General features: G+C 71.6%; 15 protein-coding genes and 1 tRNA gene. 9 read left to right on the top strand and 7 right to left on the bottom strand.

What is annotated here, in order from left to right; genetic code table 11:
• The first annotated feature begins 76 nt into the window (after window positions 1-76).
• Window positions 77-3,904: an ATP-binding protein gene (locus DEJ01_RS08980; protein WP_111038986.1), complete on the top strand. Its 3,828-nt coding sequence runs from the start codon at window positions 77-79 to the stop codon at window positions 3,902-3,904.
• A 302-nt stretch (window positions 3,905-4,206) separates the two neighbouring features.
• A complete protein-coding gene (locus DEJ01_RS08970; protein ID WP_051596961.1) occupies window positions 4,207-4,791 on the top strand; it encodes a CDP-alcohol phosphatidyltransferase family protein in 585 nt (194 codons plus the stop codon).
• A 94-nt stretch (window positions 4,792-4,885) separates the two neighbouring features.
• Here DEJ01_RS08970 and mscL read toward each other — a convergent pair whose 3' ends face one another.
• The 3 genes from mscL to DEJ01_RS08955 form a co-directional block, all read right to left on the bottom strand.
• A complete protein-coding gene (gene mscL / locus DEJ01_RS08965) occupies window positions 4,886-5,380 on the bottom strand; it encodes a large conductance mechanosensitive channel protein MscL (RefSeq protein ID WP_111092766.1) in 495 nt (164 codons plus the stop codon).
• A gap of 77 nt (window positions 5,381-5,457) precedes the next feature.
• Entirely contained in the window at window positions 5,458-5,748 is a 291-nt protein-coding gene (locus DEJ01_RS08960; RefSeq protein WP_027466562.1) for an FmdB family zinc ribbon protein, read from the bottom strand.
• 1 nt (window position 5,749) lies between these two features.
• A complete protein-coding gene (locus DEJ01_RS08955) occupies window positions 5,750-6,334 on the bottom strand; it encodes a 5-formyltetrahydrofolate cyclo-ligase (protein WP_111092765.1) in 585 nt (194 codons plus the stop codon).
• A gap of 114 nt (window positions 6,335-6,448) precedes the next feature.
• Between DEJ01_RS08955 and galU the strand changes: the two genes are divergently transcribed.
• The 5 genes from galU (at window position 6,449) to DEJ01_RS08930 (ending at window position 11,547) form a co-directional block, all read left to right on the top strand.
• Window positions 6,449-7,339, top strand: a complete 891-nt coding sequence (gene galU / locus DEJ01_RS08950) for a UTP--glucose-1-phosphate uridylyltransferase GalU (RefSeq protein WP_027466560.1) — start codon at window positions 6,449-6,451, stop codon at window positions 7,337-7,339.
• Between the two features lie 87 nt (window positions 7,340-7,426).
• On the top strand, window positions 7,427-8,086 hold the full coding sequence (locus tag DEJ01_RS08945; protein WP_017887986.1) for a GNAT family N-acetyltransferase: 660 nt from the start codon (window positions 7,427-7,429) through the stop codon (window positions 8,084-8,086).
• A gap of 118 nt (window positions 8,087-8,204) precedes the next feature.
• The gene (locus tag DEJ01_RS08940; protein ID WP_111092764.1) at window positions 8,205-9,323 is read left to right on the top strand and encodes a hypothetical protein; all 1,119 of its coding nucleotides are present in this window, start codon (window positions 8,205-8,207) and stop codon (window positions 9,321-9,323) included.
• Window positions 9,324-9,396: 73 nt separating this feature from the next.
• Window positions 9,397-9,472, top strand: a tRNA-Ala gene (locus DEJ01_RS08935).
• A gap of 197 nt (window positions 9,473-9,669) precedes the next feature.
• Complete coding sequence (locus DEJ01_RS08930; RefSeq protein WP_111092763.1) at window positions 9,670-11,547, top strand: hypothetical protein; 1,878 nt, start codon at window positions 9,670-9,672, stop codon at window positions 11,545-11,547.
• 156 nt (window positions 11,548-11,703) lie between these two features.
• On the opposite strand, the gene DEJ01_RS08925 is transcribed toward DEJ01_RS08930, so the two are convergent.
• Window positions 11,704-12,087, bottom strand: coding sequence for a hypothetical protein (locus tag DEJ01_RS08925; protein ID WP_071405149.1), 384 nt, complete (start codon window positions 12,085-12,087; stop codon window positions 11,704-11,706).
• A gap of 105 nt (window positions 12,088-12,192) precedes the next feature.
• On the opposite strand from DEJ01_RS08925, the gene DEJ01_RS08920 reads away from it, so the two are divergent.
• Window positions 12,193-13,251 carry an amidase domain-containing protein gene (locus tag DEJ01_RS08920; RefSeq protein WP_181438402.1) on the top strand — a complete coding sequence of 353 codons (1,059 nt, stop codon included), beginning with the start codon at window positions 12,193-12,195 and terminating at the stop codon, window positions 13,249-13,251.
• Between the two features lie 105 nt (window positions 13,252-13,356).
• Here DEJ01_RS08920 and DEJ01_RS08915 read toward each other — a convergent pair whose 3' ends face one another.
• The 3 genes from DEJ01_RS08915 to DEJ01_RS08905 form a co-directional block, all read right to left on the bottom strand.
• On the bottom strand, window positions 13,357-14,577 hold the full coding sequence (locus DEJ01_RS08915; protein ID WP_181438401.1) for a hypothetical protein: 1,221 nt from the start codon (window positions 14,575-14,577) through the stop codon (window positions 13,357-13,359).
• Window positions 14,578-14,733: 156 nt separating this feature from the next.
• Complete coding sequence (locus tag DEJ01_RS08910; RefSeq protein ID WP_111092761.1) at window positions 14,734-17,160, bottom strand: MaoC/PaaZ C-terminal domain-containing protein; 2,427 nt, start codon at window positions 17,158-17,160, stop codon at window positions 14,734-14,736.
• A gap of 20 nt (window positions 17,161-17,180) precedes the next feature.
• Complete coding sequence (locus DEJ01_RS08905) at window positions 17,181-18,653, bottom strand: CHAD domain-containing protein (RefSeq protein WP_111092760.1); 1,473 nt, start codon at window positions 18,651-18,653, stop codon at window positions 17,181-17,183.
• Between the two features lie 128 nt (window positions 18,654-18,781).
• On the opposite strand from DEJ01_RS08905, the gene DEJ01_RS08900 reads away from it, so the two are divergent.
• Complete coding sequence (locus tag DEJ01_RS08900) at window positions 18,782-20,095, top strand: phosphotransferase (RefSeq protein WP_258375668.1); 1,314 nt, start codon at window positions 18,782-18,784, stop codon at window positions 20,093-20,095.
• Window positions 20,096-20,114 lie beyond the last annotated feature (19 nt).

Genomic DNA, 20,114 nt, shown 5'->3' with positions numbered 1-20,114 from the left:
CCCCGAAACCTCGGTTCATTGCCAGAGAGGCCGTCCGGTTCCGCCTACAGTGTCGGATGTGTGGCGAGCGGACAGGGTGACCGACGGTGAGGACGACGTGAACGACGACGTCCCCGTCGAGGGTGCCCGCGCGCGCCCCGACGACGATCGAGACGAGCAGCAGGACGTGGACCAGGAACGGACCGACGACGAGCCGGACCGCACGCTCCGCCCGGAGCTGCAGATGACGAGCCCGCAGGCGATCAGCCTCGGCGACCCGCGGCTGCAGGCCGGCAACGCGGCCGAACCGACGTGGGACGGCTGGCGCACCCAGCTGACCGGTGTCGGCGGCACGAGCCCGCTCACGCACTTCAGTGACCACCCGCGCGCCCGCATCGAGCTCTCGACCACCCACCCGGGCGGTCTCGCGCAGTTCATCACCGGCAAGACGACCCTGCTGTCCAGCCTGATCCGCGACGAGGTGGCGCTCCGTGCCGCCCGCGTGGCCGCTGGACACGTCGAGGCGAAGGGCACCGAGCTCGCCACCGTGCGCGGCATCGACGCCGTGAAGCTCGGCATCGGCATGGCCGACTGGAAGCACGGCGACGAGCAGTTCCGCGGCCCGGTGCTCCTGCGCCCCCTGGCGATCCGCCGGCACGGACGCGACTTCGAGGTGCGCCTGCTCGGCGAACCGGTGCTCAACCCGGGCCTCGCCGACGCGCTGCACGAGCAGTTCGGGGTCATCCTCGACGCGCAGTCCTTCGTGGCCCTCGCGCAGCAGGACGGCTCCTTCACGCCGAACCCTGTCATCGACCGCCTGCGTGGCCTGACCGCGCACATCCCCGGCTTCTCGGTGCACGCACGCCTCGTGGTGTCCACCTTCGCCGAGGTCGCGACCGGCATGGTCGAGGACACCGGCGACCTGTCGCACCCCGTGCTCGACGCCCTCGCCGGCAACCCGAGCGCGAAGTGGCAGGTCGAGCAGTCCTACCACCCGGTCGAGCAGACCCCGTCGGACGAGCGCAGCCCGGAGACCGACACGCTCCTGCTCGACGCCGACGACGAGCAGGAGAACGTGATCGCGCAGATCACGGCCGGCAACTCCATCGTCGTGAAGACCCTGCCCGGCACCGGTGGCACCCAGACGATCGTGAACGCCCTGGGCGGCCTGGTCGCCGCGAACAAGCGCGTGCTCGTCGTGAGCCCGCGCCGCGCCACACTGCGGGGCATCGCCGCCCGCTTCGGCGAGGTCCAGCTGCCCGGGGTCGCGGTCACGCCGTCGACCCTGCGCCGTGACGTCGTCCGTGCCATCGCCCGGAACGAGAAGGCCGCGCGTCCGAACCTCCGCGAGGTCGACGACGCCCTGGTCCGCCTGCGCAAGGTGCTCAAGGACTACCGCGGCTCGCTCACCCGCAAGGACCCCGACTTCGGCGTCTCGGTGCTCGACTGCCTGGTGGAGCTGTCGCGCCTGTCGCTGCTGCCCGTCGCCCCGTCGACCACCGCGCGCCTGTCGAAGCAGTCCGTCGCCTCGATGGTCGAAGGCCGCTCGCGCGTCGCCGAGACGATGGTCAGCGCCGCGAACCTCGGTGAGTTCCGCTACGGCCCCGACGACTCGCCCTGGTACGGCGCGAAGTTCGGTTCGAGCGACGGTGCCCAGCGTGCGCACCGCATCGCGAAGGACCTCGACGCCGATGGCCTGCCGACCCTGCTCCGCCGCGCCCACGACCTGGTGAGCTCGACGCACATGCGCCAGTTCACGACCATCAACGAGCTCGGCATCTACCTGCGCCTGCTCACGGAGATCCGTGACACGCTCGACCGCTTCCTGCCGGTGGTCTTCGACCGCTCGGTGTCCGAGCTCGTGGCCGCCACCGCCCCCCGCGGCGAGGGCGCTCCGATGTCGTCGACGAACCGTCGCCGGCTCAAGAAGCTCGCCCGCGAGTACGTCCGTCCGGGCGTGCACGTGTCCGACCTGCACGAGGCCCTGACCCGCGTCCAGCAGCAGCGGGTGCTCTGGCAGCGCTACGTCGCCGCCGGCGTGAACCCCGAGGTGCCCACCGGCATCGCCGACGTCCAGGTGCTGTTCTCGAACGTCGCCGAGGACCTCGCGCGCCTCGACGAGCCGCTGGGTCGGACCGAGCGTGACCGCCAGCTCGCGAACACCCCGGTCGACCAGCTCGTCCCCACCATCGCCGAGCTCGCCGCCGAGTCCGACGTCCTGCACAACCTGCAGGAGCGCACCGAGCTCATGCAGACCCTGCGCGACCTGCAGCTCGAACCGCTCATCACCGACCTGGCGAACCGGCACGTGCCGGACGTGCAGGTGCCGGCCGAGCTCGAGCTCGCCTGGTGGCAGTCCGCCCTCGAGACCATGCTCGAGTCCGACCGGGCGCTGCTCGGCGCGAACACCGACATGCTCGACCGGGTCGAGGCCGACTTCCGCCTGGTGGACGACGCCCACGCGGCCGGGGTCTCCCAGGGCCTGGCGTGGCAGCTCGCCGAGAACTGGAAGGTCGGTCTCGTCGACTGGCCCGAAGAAGCGACCGCACTCAAGACCCAGCTCCGCGACGGCGCGATCACCTCGCGCCTGCTGCAGGACTCCGCACCGCACCTGTCCCGGTCGATCGCACCCGTCTGGCTCGCCAGCCCGTACGAGGTGCCGCAGATCGCCGACACGATGCCCTTCGACACGGTGATCCTGGTCGACGCCGGCGCTGTGACGATCGCCGAGACCGTCGGTGCCGTCCGTCGTGCCCGCCAGACCGTCGTGTTCGGCGACCCGGTCACCCAGACGCCGTCGCCGTTCCGCATCGCCGTGGACCCCGAGCACCGGGCGCTGCAGGTCGACGAGGGCACGCTCGACGCGTTCCACGCCGACTCCGCCCTGGCGAAGCTGTCCACCCTGCTGCCGACCCTGTCGCTGTCGCGGTCGTACCGCGCCGGCGGCGAGGACCTGGCCGAGCTCGTGAACCGTCGCTTCTACGGCGGCAAGATCGAGTCCCTGCCGTGGGCCGGCTCGTTCCTTGGCCACGGCTCGATCGCGCTCGACTACGTCAGCGACGGCAAGGCCGTCCCGGACCCGGAGTCCGGTGCCGTCGAGAGCGTCGATGCCGAGGTCGACCGCGTGGTCCGGCTCGTCATCGACCACGCCCGCACCCGTCCGACCGAGTCGCTCATGGTCATCACCGCGTCGGCGAAGCACGCCGTGCGCGTCGAGCAGGCCGTGCTGACCGCCGCGCAGGGCCACAAGGACCTGACCGAGTTCGTCATCGGCGACCGTGCCGAGCCGTTCATCGTGGCGACGCTCGAGCAGTCGGTGGCGCAGAGCCGCGACCGCGTCGTGTTCTCCATCGGCTACGGCCGCACCCCGCACGGTCGCGTGCTGCGCGACTTCGGTCCGCTCGGCAAGCCCGGCGGCGAGCGGCTGCTGGCGGTCGCCATGACCCGTGCGCGTCGCTCGATGGTCATCGTCACCTGCTTCCAGCCGTCGGACATCGAAGCCGAGCGCATGGGCCACGGCACCGTCGCCCTCGCCGAGATCCTGGCCGAGGTGCGTGCCCGCACCACCGCCGAGTACGTGCCGGACGACTCCGACCCGCTGCTCGTCGACCTGGCCCGGCGCCTCGAGATGCGCGGCATCCCGGTCGCGCTCGGACACCGCGGCAAGCTCGGCCTCGTCGCCGCGCATGGCGGGGTGTGCGTCACGATCGAGACCGACGCGTCGCTGGTGAAGGGATCGCTGCGCGAGTCCCTGCGCCTGCGCCCCGAGGTGCTCCGTCGTCTCGGCTGGCACTACGTGCGCGTGCACGCGTTCCAGCTGTTCTCCGACCCGGACCGCGTCGCCGACACCGTCGCGTCCGTGCTCGGGGTCGACCGCGGTGCCACGCAGGAGATCTCGATCCCACCGATCCCCGCCCGCCGATGAGCCGCCGGGCCTCGCGGCCCGCCGGTCCGGTGACGCCGGAGACGGACCAGCTGGTGGGCACGTGGACGCGAGTCGACGACGTGTCGTCAGCCGTGCCTCCCGTCCGTCCCGCCGCTGACGGAGGCGAGACGGCGGACCAGCCGGGAGGCCCGGTGCGGCGCCGCAGACGCGTCACCACCCAGCCGGTGGCGGGCTACGACCCGACGCCGCCGCCGGAACCGGCGCGGCACCGCGACGGTGAGAACGACGACCAGCTCCGGCGCGACGTCCCCCCGCACTGGTAACCGGTAGCCTGGCCCGTGATGACTGACACCGCGCGGCAGCGCCCCGACTGGCAGACCTGGCCGAACCTGATCACGCTGTTCCGCCTCGTGCTGATCCCGGTGTTCATCGGCCTCGTCGTCGCCGGCCACCCGGGGTGGGCGCTCGTCGCCCTCGTCGTGATCGGCGTGAGCGACTGGGCGGACGGCTTCATCGCCCGCAAGTTCGACCAGGGATCCAAGCTCGGCAAGGCGATCGACCCCGTCGCCGACCGCCTGGCGATCATCGCGATCGTGCTGTCCCTGGTGCTCGTCGGCCTGCTGCCCTGGTGGGTGGTGGCCGTCGTCGTGCTCGTCGACCTGGTGCTCGTCGTCCTGTCGAGCGTGCTGTTCCACGGCAACCCGGACCTCGACGTCACGTGGACGGGCAAGATCCGCTCGGCCCTGCTGTTCGTCGGGCTGCCGGTGCTGCTGTTCTCCGCGGTGCACACCGTCGACGAGAACGCGCCGTGGGTCCGGGTCGTGGCCCTGGTGTTCGTGTACCTCGGCACCGCGGGGCACGTGCTCGCCGGCGCGCAGTACGCCGTCGCGATGTTCGCGAAGCGCCGCGCGGTCCCCGCCGCCTGACGGGCCCCCGCGCAAAACACCGGTGTTCACGCTGCGCACCGCGGTTTGCGGGTGTGCAGCGCGCGAACACCGGTGTCTTGCGAAGGCGCCTGGGCTAGAGCTTCGTCGAGCCGCCGATGCCGGGCCCCTCGGGAGCGTTCGACGGGGCGATGTGCGCGCCCGTGCTGGTCGCGCCGCCGTTCTGCGGGCGGAGCAGGTCGCGGATCTCGAGCAGCACCTCGACGTCGGTCGGGGGCACGTCCTGCGGGGTCTGCTCCTCGTCGTTCTTGACGCGCTCGAACGCCACCTTCTTCAGACGGTTGACCGGTACCACGAGCACGAAGTACACCACCGCGGCGATGATGACGAAGTTCAGCACCGCCCCGATGATGGCGCCGAAGTAGAGCGTGGCGTGGTCACCGGACACCGTGGGGATCCGGACCTTCAGGGCGTCGTCGAGGCTCGAGGCGTTGAACACCGCACCGATGAGGGGGTTGATCAGCGCCTGGACGATCTTGTTGACGATCGCGGTGAACGCCGCACCGATGACGACTGCGACGGCCAGGTCGATGACGTTGCCGCGGAGCAGGAACTCCTTGAAGCCCTTCATGCGAGGGTCTCCTTCCGGGTCGAGGACGGCCGCCGAGTGGCGACGCGCCCCAACCTATCCGGAGAGCGAAGACCGCGTCAGGACGCGGCGGGCTTCGAGCCGCTGGGCTTCGACTCGGCCTTCTTCGCCGGCTCGGACTTCTTCGGCTCGGACTTCGCGGGGGTGCTCGACGAGCCCTCGGACTTCGGGGCCGGGCGCGAGTCGGTGCGGTAGAAGCCGCCGCCGTTGAAGGTCACGCCGACCGGGGAGAACACCTTGCGCAGGACGCCGCCGCAGACCGGGCACTCCGTCAGGGTGGCGTCGGAGAAGGACTGCTTGATGTCGAACGCGTTGTCGCACTCGGTGCAACGGTACGAGTAGGTGGGCACGTCAGCTCCGGAACGTGATGATGCGCGACGGCGTGATGATGCCGTCAACGGGTTCGTCGTGGGGTTCGCGCGGGACCTCGTCGAGGTACTCCGCGTCGAAGATCACAGCATAGACGGGCGGACGGTTCGCCATGGACCCGAGGGTCTTGTCGTAGTAGCCGCGCCCCCAGCCCATGCGGACGCCGTCGTGCCCGACCGCCGCCGCCGGGGCCAGGATCGCGTCGACGTCGTTGATCGCGAGCGGGGACAGGACCTCGCCGACGACCTCGGGCAGGCCGAGCAGGCTCTCGGTCTCGCTCTCGCCGTCGCCGACGGCCCAGTCGAGCAGCCCGTCCTCGCGGGTGATCGGCAGCAGCACGCGGATGCCCTGCCCGTACGCCCAGTTCAGGAACGGCCGGACGTTCGGCTCGTCCGGTGCGGACAGGTACAGGGCGAGGGACGTCACCTGGCGCTCCTCGACGAAGCGCTGCAGGGTCGCGGTCAGGGTCTCGGTGTCCGCGTCGCGTTCGGTCGTGGTCCGGGTGCGCCGCCGCTGCCGGAGTTCGGCTCGCAGGGCGCGCTTCTCGTTCCCGAGATCGGCGATCATGCGCAGGAGTCTACCGAGGGGCACGGTTGCGGCTTCCCGCCGGGAACACGCGGGGTCCCGTGTCCCCCGGAGCGACGACATGCCCTCGAAAGGGGGATCGGATACGGTCTGAGCATGGGCTTCCAGATTTCGAAGGCGGTGATCCCGGCCGCAGGGCTGGGTACCCGCTTCCTCCCCGCGACCAAGGCGATGCCGAAGGAGATGCTCCCCGTCGTCGACAAGCCGGCCATCCAGTACGTGGTGGAAGAGGCTGTCGGTGCCGGGCTGACCGACGTGCTGATGATCACCGGGCGCAACAAGAACGCGCTCGAGAACCACTTCGACCACGTGTCGGAGCTCGAGGAGACCCTCCGCAAGAAGGGCGACCACGAGAAGCTGCAGAAGGTGAACCAGTCGACGGACCTCGCCGACATGCACTACGTGCGACAGGGTGACCCGCTCGGCCTCGGCCACGCGGTGCTCCGCGCGAAGATGCACGTCGGCCGCGAGCCGTTCGCCGTGCTCCTCGGTGACGACATCATCGACGCTCGTGACCCGCTGCTCCAGCGCATGATCGAGGTCCAGGGCGAGAAGAACGCCACGATCGTCGCCCTGCTCGAGGTCCCCGAGTCGCAGACGCACCTGTACGGCATCGCCACGGTCGAGCCGACCGACACCGACGACGTGGTGAAGATCACCGGCCTCGTCGAGAAGCCCCCGCAGGGCGAAGCGCCCTCGAACCTGGCCATCATCGGCCGCTACGTCATCCGTCCCGAGGTCTTCGACGTCCTCGAGAAGCAGGAGCCGGGCAAGGGCGGCGAGATCCAGCTGACCGACGCGCTCATGAAGATGGCGAGCGCCGAAGAGTGGACCGGCGGCGTGTACGGCGTCGTGTTCCGTGGACGCCGGTACGACACGGGTGACAAACTCGACTACATCAAGGCGATCGTGCAGCTCGCCTCGGACCGCGATGACCTCGGCCCTGACCTCAAGTCGTGGCTGAAGGAGTTCAACGCGGGCGAATAGTCGGCCATCCCGCTCGGGTCCGGTGATCACGGACCCGGGCGGGACACCCCGTCCCGCACCGGGGCGGGACCCCGGAGGAACCCAGCGATGACGACGATCCCGACCCTGTCCCACGGGCGGGTCACCATCCGGCCCCTCCGGCTCCGCGACACCCGCGACCTCGACGCGGCACTCGCGACGAACCGTTCGTGGCTCCGCACCTGGGAGGCCACGAACCCCTCCGGACACGTCTCCACCGACGTCCGGGGCAGCATCCGCGCGCTCCAGGCCAACGCCCGCGCGGGACTCGGACTCCCGTTCGCGATGGAGCTCGACGGACGCTTCGTCGGGCAGCTCAACGTCTCCGGCATCTCCTACGGCTCGCTCGCGAGCGCCTCCATCGGCTACTGGGTCGTCGAGGACGCCGCCGGCCACAACGTGACGCCGATCTCCGTCGCCCTCGCCGTCGACCACTGCTTCCGCTCGCTCGGCGTGCACCGGATCGAGATCTGCATCCGGCCGGAGAACGCCCCGAGCCTGCGCGTCGTCGAGAAGCTCGGCTTCCGGTACGAGGGACTCCGTCGCCGGTACATCCACATCAACGGGGACTGGCGCGACCACTTCTGCTTCGCGCTGGTGGCCGAAGAAGTCCGCGGGGGCGTCCTCGAGCGCTGGGTCCAGGGGCAGGTGCCGCCCGGCGTGGGGACCGTGCCGCTCGCCGCACGCGACGAGGCGGCGATGCCGCTGGACACGACGCCCCGCATCTGACGTCCCACGTCTGACGGGCCTGGAGGCGCGGGTCGCCTCCCACGGATTCCGCCCCGACACGCGCAACACGCGTCCGGCAATGACGCGGCGCGGGAACCGCCACCCCTACCGTGTTCGCATGGCAGGAATCGGCTCGTGGGGTGGTGGCATCGTCCTGCTCGTCGCGGCCGTCCTCTGGCTCGTCTACCTGATGCCGTCGTGGGCCGCCCGCCGCCAGTACCTGGCCACCGAGCGGAACGCCATCCGGCTGCAGCAGACCCTCCGGATCCTCGCGCAGACCGCCGAGCTGCCGGACGAGGTCCGCATCGAGATGAACGCGAAGTCCCTCGCCCAGGCGCAGCGCGTCGCCCGCTCCGAAGAGGCCAAGCGCACCGCCATCGTCCGAGCCCACGAAGCCGCACGGCAGCGTGAGATCACCCGCCGCCTGGCCGAGCAGACCCCGGTGCTCGAGCGGGCGTCCGCCGTGCCGGCCCTGACCGCGATGCGCATGCGTCGTTCCCGGCTCGGGGCGACCCTGTTCGGCACGCTCGGCGTCGTCATCGCCCTCGTGGTCTTCGTCGCGGCACCGTCGCTCTGGCTCGTCGGTGTCGCCGGACTCGTCGCCGCCGGTGGGTCCGCAGCGGTCCTGGCCCAGCTGCACCAGGTGGCGACGGCGCGGAAGCAGCGTCTCGCGGCCGCCGAGACGGGCGCGACCCGCGCCTCCCGGCCGGCCACCGCATGGACGGACCCGGCGCCGCCCCTGTCGACCGAGCAGCCCGCCGAGCCTGCAGCAGACCGCTCCTGGACCCCGAACCACGTTCCGAAACCCCTCTACGTGGAGCGGCCGGCCGCTCCGGCCGCGTCGCCCGAGTCGTCGGCGGAACTCGCTGCCCGCCTGAAGGAGCGCGTCGCCGCGGCCAAGGCGGAAGCCGAGGCCGAAGCGGCCGCGTTCCGCGCCGGGGAGTCCGACCCGTCGCTGGCGCGGGTGTCGCGGATGCGACCCGAACTCGAAGAGGCTGCGGCGTCGCTGTCCGCGCACGACCAGGGACGTCTGGCCGAGCGGCTCGGGCTCCGGGCCCCCGCGGCCCCTGCTGCGTCGGCCGGCGTTGCTCCTGGCGCTCGTGCTCCTGCCGCTCCTGCTCCCGCCGACGAGCCCGCCGGGCCGCCGAGCAAGTGGGCCGGCATGGGTGTCCTCGACGACGACGCCTACCAGCAGGCCGACCTCGACGCGATCATGCGACGGCGCCGCGCGGTCTGATCCGCGGCACGCCCGAAGGACCACCTGCGATTTCGGCTGGGCCGAACGAGGGTGCTAGTGTGGTCGAGCACTTGGGGCTATGGCGCAGTTGGTAGCGCGTCTCGTTCGCAATGAGAAGGTCAGGGGTTCGAATCCCCTTAGCTCCACCAGGTAGCAACCACGAGAACGGCCCGGAACCCACAGGTTCCGGGCCGTTCTGTCGTTGGCGGTCGTGTCGAGGGGATCGTCCTCCACAGGCCGATTCAGGTAGATCGTTCGACACAGTTCACGGACAGGGGTGGTGTGTTGTCCAACGCACCGCCCTAGACTCCCCGTGCGCCGACCGGCGCGGGAAACGGGGGAACACGTGCGCTTCAGGACCGCCATCGCATCGATCGGCACGGTGCTCGCCGTCGCCGCCGGCCTCGCTGTCGTCGGACCGGTCGCGCCGGCATCGGCAGCGGCCCCGACGACCGGCCGGTTCACCCCCGTCGCACCGGCACGAGCCTGGTCAGGCACCGCGACGAGCACCGCGACGACGGTCACTCTCGGCGGCAGGAACGGCATCCCCGCTTCGGCCACGGCTGTCGTGCTCACCGCGACGGTGAACGCCCCGAGCGCCGCCGGGTACGTCAGTGTTGCCCCTGCCGGCAGCACGGCGAGCCCCGCGATCCAGAACTTCCGTCGGGCGCAGCCGATCTCCGGCACGACCACGGTCGCCCTCACCTCGGGCAAGGCCCAGGTGAAGGTGTCCGCGGGCAAGGCCACCGTTTCGCTCGACGTTGCGGGGTGGTACGGCACGAGTACATCCGGTTCCACGTACACGCCGCTGCCGCCGACGAACGTGCTGAACGGGACGGTGTCCACCGCGGCGAAGAAGATCGTGGTCGCGGGGAAGGCGGGTGTCCCGGCGAACGCCACCGCAGTGGTGCTCCAGACCGACGTCTCCCGCCCCGCAACGAGTGGTCGGCTGCGGATCACCCCGTCCGGCAACAACGCCGGGGTCGTCTCGTTGATGTACGAGAAGGGCATCACCGTCGCCAACACGACCACGGTCAGGCTCTCCGGCGGCGCCGTGCAAGCGCGAGTCTCCTCCGGATCCGCACGGGTGCTCGCCGACGTGGTCGGGTACTACGCGCCGAACGCCAACGGTTCGGTCTTCGTCCCCGCGCACCCGGTCCGAGCTGCGACCGTCGCTGCCGGGACCACCGCGAAGAAGGTCACCGTCGCCGGCACCGCAGGTGTCCCGCGCAATGCGACCGCTGCGGTCATCAACGCGAAGGTCGGCAAGGGAAGCACCGGGGGATCACTCCGCGTCGTCGGTGCGGGGCTGGCCTCGAGCGTGCCGACGCAGGTCTACGCCAAGGGGCAGACGATCGGGAACGCCTTGATCGCGCCGCTCGCAGCCGGAGGGCAGGTGCAGGCGAAGGTGTCCGGCGGGACTTCGACGGTCTACGTCGACGTCGTGGGGTACTTCCTCGATGGATCGACGGGTTCGGGGACCGGCGTGGACATCTCCTGGCCGCAGTGCGGCAAGACCGTCCCCACCGACCAGTCGTTCGGGATCGTCGGGGTGAACGGTGAACGCGCCAACACGACGAACCCCTGCTTGCAACAGCAGCTCGGCTGGGCCGAGGCCTCCGCCGGCGGCACCGCCCAGCCGACGACGCAGGTCTACTCGCTCTTCACGAACCCCGGGGCACGGGCAGCCTCGGTGTGGCCGACGTCGAACCTCGCGCCGAACGGCCAGACAGTCGCTGTGCCCACGGCGTACGGCACCTGCACACCGCAGTCCGGTGCGCAGTCGACCTGGAAGACGACGGCAGCGTGCTCGTACATGTACGGGTACGCCCGCGCCTACGAAGCAGCCAACACCCGCGGAGTCACCAATCCTGGTCAGTACCGCTGGTGGCTCGACGTCGAGACCGGGCTGTCGTACGTCACCTCGGACGCCGGGCAGAACCGTGCGGCGCTCGAGGGCATGACGAAGGCCCTGCAGGACGCGGGAGTGACCCAGATCGGGGTCTACTCGACCTCGTACCAGTTCAACAAGATCATGGGGACCGTCCCGGCATCGAGTCCGCTCCGGCCGCTGCCGAGCTGGATCGCGCTCGGTGCAGCCCGACTCGACCAGGCTCAGGCGGCCTGCTCCGGCGCTCGTCTGCTCGGTGGACCCATCAGGATGACGCAGTACGTCACGCCGTTCGGCTCGACCGCGATCGACCGCGACTGGTCCTGCAGCTGACGCAGGGGCACGCGACATGCGACGGTTCGCGAGCGGATCGGCGCGCATCATGACGGCGAGCGCGAGTCGGAGACGGGCGGGAGGCCCGGTGCCAGCTGGCACCGGGCCTCCCGCCCGTCTGCGGGTCGCGTCGGACCCGGCCCCGACGTCGACGTGTCAGCCGGCGATGCTCTCCGTCAGCACGCCGGACTGCGCGAAGGTGGTGTGGATCGCGTTCGCGGCCTGCTCGAAGGCACGGTTGCCGCGCGAGATGCCGAGCGCTCCACCCTTGATCGCGGACTTGCCCGAGCCGCGCAGCAGTCGGGCGACCGTGCGGCCGTCCGGGGCGATCATGATCTGCACGTCGAGGCGGGTGTGGAACGTGCGGTCGTTCGCCATGCCGCCGATGAGGAGCGTCAGGCCGAGGCTGCCGCGGGTCGCACGGAGTGCCCCCTGCTCGGCGTCGTCGACGGTGTAGCCCTCGCGTGACAGCGCCTCACGCACCTGGGCACGGGCGGTCTCGGGGTCGGTGGCGACGAAGAAGTCGTGGCTCTCGGGCATGTGTGTTCCTTCCGAACGGGTCCGCTGGGACACGGAGGACGCTCGCCCCCGAAGACGATCATGCCGTGTCGGAACGACGGAGGTGTCGCTTACGCTGGTCGTGTCATGACTGCCTCGATGAACCGCCGCGCACTCTTGTCCCTCGCCGGCGTCGCCGGGATCGGGCTCGCCGTCGCGGCGTGCTCTTCCGGCAGCGACAAGGGCGGCGACTCGGGCAAGGGCTCGGGCGGCGGGCGCGGGAGCTCCGGGGGTGGGGACGCATCGTCCACCCCGACGGCGACGCCCGTCGCGAAGGCCGTCACTCCGGCGCAGGTCCCGCTCGCCGGTGGTGTCACGATCACCGTGACGGGGACCGGACTCGCCGCCGTCAAGGGCGTCACCGTCGGCGGTGTTGCTGCGCGCGACGTCACGGCGACCGCGTCGAAGGTGACCTTCACGGCCCCGCACCAGGCGATGTACACGGCCGGTGACGCCGACGTCGCACTCTTCACGTCCGTGATCGAGCCCACCGCGTCGGCGAACCAGTCCTCCGACGGCAACGGCAGCGCCGCGAACGACGGGCAGAGCGGCGCCACCCAGGACACCGCGACGGCCACACCCGCCCCGACCGCCGCCGCGACGCCCGCTGCAGGCAGCGCGGTCGCTTCGACCACCCTGGCCTACGCCGCACTGACCGACGTCGACCGGCAGCTCGCCTACGCGATGCGGTACTGGAAGGACTACAACCTCGCCGAGTACGGCACGATGAACCCGATCGGCGGCGACTGCGCGAACTACGTCAGCCAGACGCTCATCGCCCGCGGGTGGGAGCAGCGGTCCGACTGGTACAACCGCGCGGCCGGTGCCGAGCACAGTGCGACGTGGACCTACTGCCCGACGATGGACCCGTGGCTCGAGACCAACGCGGCCGAGTTCGGACTCACCCGGCGTTCGTCGGACGAGCGCGACAAGGTGCAGGTCGGCGACATCGTGTTCTTCGACTGGAACGCCAACGGCTCACCGGACCACACGACCATCGTGTCCGAGGTCTTCACCGAGCCCGACGGCACCATCCGCATCAAGTCGGCGAGCCACAACCAGGACGGCCCCTACCGCGACCTCGACGAGATGATCACGGTGCAGCACCCCGGTGGATCGGCCTGGTTCCACACCTTCGACGCGTAGCGCTGTCGCGGCCCGCAAGACACCGGTGTTCGCGCGTCGCACCGCGGTCTGCGCGTGTTCAACCGGCGAACACCGGTGTCTTGCAGCGCCGACGGACAGCACCGCTCACGGGTATCCGAGGAACCACAGCAGCACGATCGCGACCGGCTGCAGGCACACCCCGACGACTAGCCACGCCACCGCCCGCCCCCGTGTCCGCACGAAGACGTCCGACCCGAGCAACGGTGCCATCGGCATGAGCAACCGCGGCAACGACTGCTGCGGCAGGAACACCGCCACCAGGTACAGCCCGTAGGAGGCCGTGAACGCGAGCACGTCGGTCCCCAGGGCCCGGGTGCTCCTGCGTGAGAAGAACCACACCGCGCCGGCGAGGACCACCACGACGAGTCCGATGCCGAGCGGCCCGAGCCACGTCGACGCCATCGTGAACCACGGCGTCAGCGGCGCGAAGTGCTGCCGCCCGACGAACCCCACCCACCACGACAGCTCCGTGTCCAGGTACGCGTTCGGCCGCCCCGTCACGGCCGTCGCGATGACGGGCCACGCAAGTCCCGCAGCCGCGACGACCAGGCCGGTCACCACGATCGCGATCCGGTCCCGCCACGGGAACGCGTCCTGCTGCCGGCGCCAGGCCACCCACCGCAGGACCAGGTGCACGGCCAGGGCCAGCGCCAGCGCGAGGACCCCGGGCTTCGTGAACGCCGCCACGACACCGAGCGGCGCGATCAGCCAGTACCGTCGCCGGACCAGGGCGAGCAGGGCACCGAACAGCAGCACGAGCAGCAGGCTCTCCGCGTAGGCGACCTGCAGCAGGAACCCCGTCGGCGCGAACGCGAACAGGGCCGTCGCCCAGCGGGCCCGGTGCGAGCACCCGACGGCGAGCACCAGCCGGTACAGCAGCACGCAGGCGCCCGCTCCGGCGATCGACGCCACCACGACCCCGGCGACCCAGAACGAGGCGCCGGTCAGTGTCATCACGACCCGCACCACCGCGGGGAACACCGGCAGGAACGCCCACGCGTTCGGCAGGACGTGCCCGGAGTCGTCGACCGGCAGCGTTGCCGGGTACCCGTGCTCGGCGATGATCCGGTAGAACGAGGCATCCCACGAGCCCGAGAACGTGAAGAACGAGGGATCCTGCCGGTACGAGGCGAACGGCCAGCCGTTCGCGGTCGCCAGCAGGTACACGGTCGCCAGCAGCACCGTGCTGACGACCCGCGAGCCCGCCCAGATCAGCAGCGGTGCGGTCCAGGCGCTGTGCCGTCCGGTCAGCAGGCTGCGGAACCCCCGCCTGGAGGCCCGGCTCGCTTCCGCCACGCTCGTCACCCGCCCGATCCTCCCAGATCGCAGGCCGCGCCCCGCATCGCGGGCCGCCACCCGCCACCCGCCGGCGCGAGGCAACCCGTGTGCATCGTGAGCAGGAATGGTCGGGTCCGCCTGCCGGACCCGACCATTCCTGCTCACGAAGTGCGGGCCTCCCGGCTAGCGCCCCGTGACCGCGCGACGGATCTGCTCGATCGGGACCTTCGGGGAGCGGTCTGCGTTGAGCAGGCCGTTCGTCTCCTGCATGGTGTCGGTGAGCTGCGTGTAGCAGGACCCGGCGAGGAACGAGCTCGCGCGGATCGCGTCGTACAGCGCGGTGATCCGAGCGACCCAGTCGTCGCCGTCAGTGGCCGACGTGTACCCCCAGCCGTCCTCGCGCTGGACGCCGGGCTGGTAGTTCACGCCGCCGAACTCGGTGAGCATCACCGGCTGGCCGAGGTCCTCGGCGCCGCCGACGAGGATGCGGCGGTCCGCCGGGCCGATCCCACCGAGGAGTCGGGTCCGTGCGGTCTCGTCCGCGTAGGTGGCCGCGAGCCGGGGTCCGTCGCCCTCGTAGTCGTGGATCGTGACGATGTCGGAGTTCGTGTGCTCCCACCCGTCGTTGGAGATCACCGGACGCGTCGGGTCCAACGCCCGCGTGACGTCGGCGAGGGCCCGGGCGTAGGCCTGCTGGGCCGGGTCGGTGGCGATGTGCTGCACACCCCAGCTCTCGTTGGCGGGCACCCACGTGACGATCGACGGGTGCGAGGCGTCACGCTCGACAGCGTCCATCCACTCATGCATCAGACGCTGCACGGCGCGGGGGGAGAACGCGTAGGCGCCGGGGGCCTCGCCCCACACCATGAGTCCGAGCCGGTCGGCCCAGTACAGGAACCGCGGGTCCTCGATCTTCTGGTGGTTGCGGGCCGCGTTGAAGCCGAGCTCCTTGATGAGTTCGACCTCGCGGCGGAGTGCTTGGCGGGACGGGGCGGCGATGTGCGACTCGGGCCAGTAGCCCTGGTTCAGGACACTGCGGACGTCATGGCGTCGGCCGTTGAGCAGGAACGCGCCCCCATCGACCCCGACCGTCCGGATCCCGAAGTAGCTGGCGACGGCGTCGAGCGCGCCCGTGCCCACCGTCGTGCCGTTGCCGGAGCGTGGCAGCAGCGTGACCGTGGCGTCGATCAGCCGGGGCGTGTCCGGCGTCCAGTGCAGCTCGTCCTCGGCCTGCCCGTTCGTCTGCCGCGCGATCGGCACGACCACGTCGAACTCGTCCCCGGTCTCGCCGACGGTGGTCTCGATCGTGGCGAGGTGCTCGTCGCGGTCGTCCCAGCGGGCCTCGACGCGCAGGCGCTCGCCGCCGGTGCGGTGACCGTCGAGCCGGACCGTCAGGCGCATGGTCGCGTGGTCGACGTTCGTCCAGCGCAGGGACGCGATCGAGGCGGTCGGCACGGCCTCGAGCCAGACCGTCTGCCAGATCCCCGTGGTCCGGCGGTACCAGATCGCGTGCGGGTCCTCGTGCCAGTCCTGCTTGCCGCGCGGCTGGGTCAGGTCGTGCGGGTCGTCCTCGGCGCGGACCACCAGGGTGTGCACGGCGTCGGGGTCGGCGGCCAGCGCTTCCGTGACGTCGAAGGAGAACGGGGTGTGGCCGCCCTCGTGCCCGCCGATGAACTGCCCGTCGATCCAGACGCGGGCACGGTGGTCGACGGCACCGAAGTGCAGCACGAGCCGGGGCGCGCCGGTGCCGAACCCGGCGGCGTCGAGCTCCGAGCGGGTGATCGCGCGGGAGTACCAGACCACCGGGTGGAACCCGGGCTCGTCGATGCCCGAGGCCGGGGACTCGGGCGGGAACGGGACGACGATGTCCCGGGCGTCGGTGAAGCCGGTGCGCCAGGCGTCGTCGTCGCCGTCGTTCCGGAACGACCACGTGCCGTCGAGGTCGGCCCAGGCGGTGCGGAGCATCTGCGGCCGGGGGTACGTGCCGTCCTGCCGCGAAGCGAGGGGGAGGCCGGGGGCGGAAGCGGAGTCAGGTGCGGCCACGATGCCGTCGAGCGTGCTCATGCGTCCATGCTCCCGTGCTGGTACATCGTTGTAAAGAGGGAGTCGGGATTGCGCAGAGCAGGTTCCGCCGGGCGCTCGTCGAGCGGTCGCGCAGTCGATCGCGGCGTCGCGCGTGAGCACCATGACGTCCATCCGTCCCTGCTGGACGACAACGCCGTGCTGGTTCCGCAGGGCCACCGCTCGTTCGACGATCCCGGTCGTTCCCGAGCTCGTCAGCCGGGTGCCGAGGACCTCGACGGTGCAGGTCACGGTGTCGCCGATGAACACGGGCTCGGTGAACCGCCACTGGTCGATCCCGAGCAGTGCCACCGCGGACCCCTCGAAGACGCCCGTGCGCGCGATGAGCCCGAGGCACAGCGAGGTGCCGAGCAGCCCGTGCACGATCCGCTGGCCGTACCGGGTCTTCCCCGCGAACTCGACGTCCGTGTGCACCTGGTTGTTGTCGTTCGTCCACGAGGCGAACGACACCACGTCCGCCTCGGTGATGGTGCGCCCCGGCGTGGTGAAGGTCTGTCCGGCAGCGAGGTCCTCGAAGTAGTGCGGCACGGCCCGATTCTCGCACCCGGTCAGAGCCGCGCGAGCAGCTTCCGCGATCGGTGCAGGCCCTGCGTGCTGGCCGTCTGCTCGGTCGTCGCCAGGACGCCGTACCCGAACGTGTCCTCGCCGTGCTGCGCTGCCACGGCTGCCAGCCGTCGGTACGCATCGGCGGCGTGTGCGGCGTCGAGCGTCTCGCCGAGGGTCTCCTGCACCCGTCGCAGTCGACCGAGCCGGCGCTTCCCGACGTCGGGCACGTCACCGGCCGCCTGCAGGGCGTAGCGCAACCGGCGCGCGGCCTTCCGGACCTCGTGCAGGGTGTCGAGGTCATCGCTGGGATCACCCAGCAGCCGACCGACGCGTGCCCGCTCGTGCCGGATGCGCCTGGTGGCGAACGTGGCCGCGTCGTCGTCTGCGTGCGGGCCGGCCGGTGCCCGCAGCAGCAGGTCGTCGAGGGCGTCGAGCGTCCGGAACCAGGCGTCGGAACGCAGCGCTCGCAGGAGTTCGGCCGCAGCCACTCTGCGACGTTCCGCGGTCTCCGAAGCGATGCGGTCGAGGGTCTCGGCGTCCACGTACCCGTCGGGGGCGTGTGCCGCCGATCGGGACAGGCCGGCGTGCAGCACCTCGGCGTCGCGAGCGGTCCCGGCGATCCGTCCGGTCTCGGCCAGGGCGGCACGGAGTTCCTCGGTCGCCTGACGGTCGAGCGCGCCGCGGAACGCCGCGAGCACGCTCCGCAGGCGGCGCAGCACCTTCCGCAGGTCGTGCACGGCCTCGGGCTCGTCGGCTCGGACCCGGGGGTCCGCCGCGACGAGGTCGCGCCGCAGGGCATCGAGCACCCGCAGGACCAGCCCCGCTGCGGTGTCCGGCCGGGGGCGCTTCGCTCGGCCGCGTCGGCGCTCCGGGGCGGGCTCGGGGCCGCGGGTGAGCGGAACCGACGAGACGTCCACGGGATCGGTCGCCGCGTCGTGCAGCGCTCGTTCGGCCGCTCGTGCCGTGGCGCCGTCGCGTCCGTCGTCCGTCAGGGCCCACCACCGCGACGACCGCAGCACGGTGGTGTCCGGGTCGCCGTCGTCCACGCGCACGTCGGCGACCTCGGCCCGCACCCGGCCGTCCCTGCCGCGGAGGGTCACGAGCGTCGTGGTGGTGTCACGGACCAGGACGGTCCGAAGCGGACGACCACGCAGGAACACCTCGACCGCGTCCCGTGGGGGATCGTCGAACGCGCCGTCGAGCGGTTCCGGACCGACCCCGCGGGCACCCCGGTCGATCGTCCAGGTGTCGTCCGGCAAGCGTGTGAGCACGATGCCCTCGGCGGCGAGCACCCGGTCGTCGGAGTCCCACACCGTCTCGCGCACCGTCACCGCTCCGTGGCGGCGGACGTCGGCGGCGAACGGCTCGAGTGCGGGGAGCCTGCGGTCGTCGAGGATCCGCCAGGTCCGGCGGGGGTCGGGGAGCGCACGTGCAGCGTCAGCGGCGGGGGGAGGAGCAGCAGCGGATCGGGGCATGCCGCAAGTGTCGTCCGACAGACCCGTGTCAGACCGGGGGCAGCGGGGTTCTGTGGACGGAGTGCTCCCCGGCGCGTCCTGTGGGGGACTCGGCACCTCGCCAGGCCCCGGCGCGTAGGTTCCGCTGCATGAGCGACGGAGCACCCAGCGCCCCCGACACCCGCGCAGACACGAGCGCAGACACCAGCGCCCCCGACACCAGCACGCCGAGCGACCGCGACCTCGAGTCCTGGATCGCCGACCGCCGCTGGTACGCCTCGAAGGGGTCCGTGCCACACCTCCGGACGATCTCGACCGACGACGGGACCCGGCTGGTGCTCGACGAGGCACCCACGGTCCCCGTCCTCTACCAGTCGCCGATCACCAGCGGCCCCGACGGCACGGTCGTCGACGCCACCACCGATCTCGCGTGGGTGTCGGCACTCGCCGCACGCATCGACGCGGCACCGGACAGCCTCAGCCCGATCGGTCGGGTCACCGCCGCCCGCGTCCTGACGGGTGAGCAGTCCAACACGTCGGTCATCTGCGACACCGAGTCCGGCGACCGCGTCATCATCAAGCTCTTCCGCGTGCTGCACCACGGCGACAACCCCGACGTGGCCACGCAGCTCGCGCTCACGGCGGCGGGCAGCACGCGCGTGCCGCGGGTCTACGGCGCCCTCCGCGCCGACTGGCCGGACGTCGGACGCCCGGACGGCACGGCGACGGGGCACCTCGCCTTCGCCCAGGAGTTCCTGCCCGGGCTCGACGACGCCTGGCGCGTCGCCCTGCAGGAGGCGCAGGCCGGCACGCCGTTCGGTGACCGCGCCGAGCAGCTCGGCACCGCGCTCGCCGACGTGCACCGCACCCTCGCCGGAGCGCTGCCGACGGAACCGGCCGACGCGCCCCGACGGGACGCCGCCGTCGCGACGATGCACGCCCGACTCGACACCGCCGCCCGCGAGGCCCCGGCCGTCGCCGACCACGTCGACGCCATCCGCGCGGTCTACGCCCGTGCCGCCGACGCGACGTGGCCGGACCTGCAGCGCATCCACGGTGACCTGCACCTCGGACAGGTCCTGTCGGCACCGGACCCCCGCGGGTGGGTCTTCCTGGACTTCGAGGGCGAGCCGCTCCGCCCCCTCGACGAACGCTCGCTGCCGGACGTCACCCTGCGCGACGTCGCGGGCATGCTCCGCTCGTTCGACTACGTCGCGGGTGCGCTGGCGCACGACGCCGAACCGGTCGACGCGGCCGCCTGGGCGGCCGAGGCGCGGGCACGCTTCCTCGAGGGCTACCAGCGGGGCACCGGCGCGGACCTCACCGCCCACGGCGCGCTGCTCGACGCCTTCGAACTCGACAAGGCGGTCTACGAGGTCGTCTACGAGACCCGCAACCGACCCGACTGGGTCGGGATCCCGCTCGCGGCCGTCGCGCGCCTGGTCGGTGACAGCGGGTCCTGAGCGCGACCCACGAACGGAC

This window comes from Curtobacterium sp. MCLR17_040 (assembly GCF_003234735.1).
Classification (GTDB): domain Bacteria; phylum Actinomycetota; class Actinomycetes; order Actinomycetales; family Microbacteriaceae; genus Curtobacterium; species Curtobacterium flaccumfaciens.
Note: the sequence above shows the minus strand (reverse complement) of the source record. Positions and strands in the feature narration are given on the sequence as shown.

Bases quoted from the DNA above. Each gene is read 5' to 3' on its own strand.
- DEJ01_RS08970 (WP_051596961.1), top strand. From the start codon at position 4,207: ATGACTGACACCGCGCGGCAGCGCCCCGACTGGCAGACCTGGCCGAAC.
- mscL (WP_111092766.1), bottom strand. From the start codon at position 5,380: ATGAAGGGCTTCAAGGAGTTCCTGCTCCGCGGCAACGTCATCGACCTG.
- DEJ01_RS08955 (WP_111092765.1), bottom strand. From the start codon at position 6,334: ATGATCGCCGATCTCGGGAACGAGAAGCGCGCCCTGCGAGCCGAACTC.
- galU (WP_027466560.1), top strand. From the start codon at position 6,449: ATGGGCTTCCAGATTTCGAAGGCGGTGATCCCGGCCGCAGGGCTGGGT.
- DEJ01_RS08945 (WP_017887986.1), top strand. From the start codon at position 7,427: ATGACGACGATCCCGACCCTGTCCCACGGGCGGGTCACCATCCGGCCC.
- DEJ01_RS08940 (WP_111092764.1), top strand. From the start codon at position 8,205: ATGGCAGGAATCGGCTCGTGGGGTGGTGGCATCGTCCTGCTCGTCGCG.
- DEJ01_RS08925 (WP_071405149.1), bottom strand. From the start codon at position 12,087: ATGCCCGAGAGCCACGACTTCTTCGTCGCCACCGACCCCGAGACCGCC.
- DEJ01_RS08920 (WP_181438402.1), top strand. From the start codon at position 12,193: ATGACTGCCTCGATGAACCGCCGCGCACTCTTGTCCCTCGCCGGCGTC.
- DEJ01_RS08905 (WP_111092760.1), bottom strand. From the start codon at position 18,653: ATGCCCCGATCCGCTGCTGCTCCTCCCCCCGCCGCTGACGCTGCACGT.
- DEJ01_RS08900 (WP_258375668.1), top strand. From the start codon at position 18,782: ATGAGCGACGGAGCACCCAGCGCCCCCGACACCCGCGCAGACACGAGC.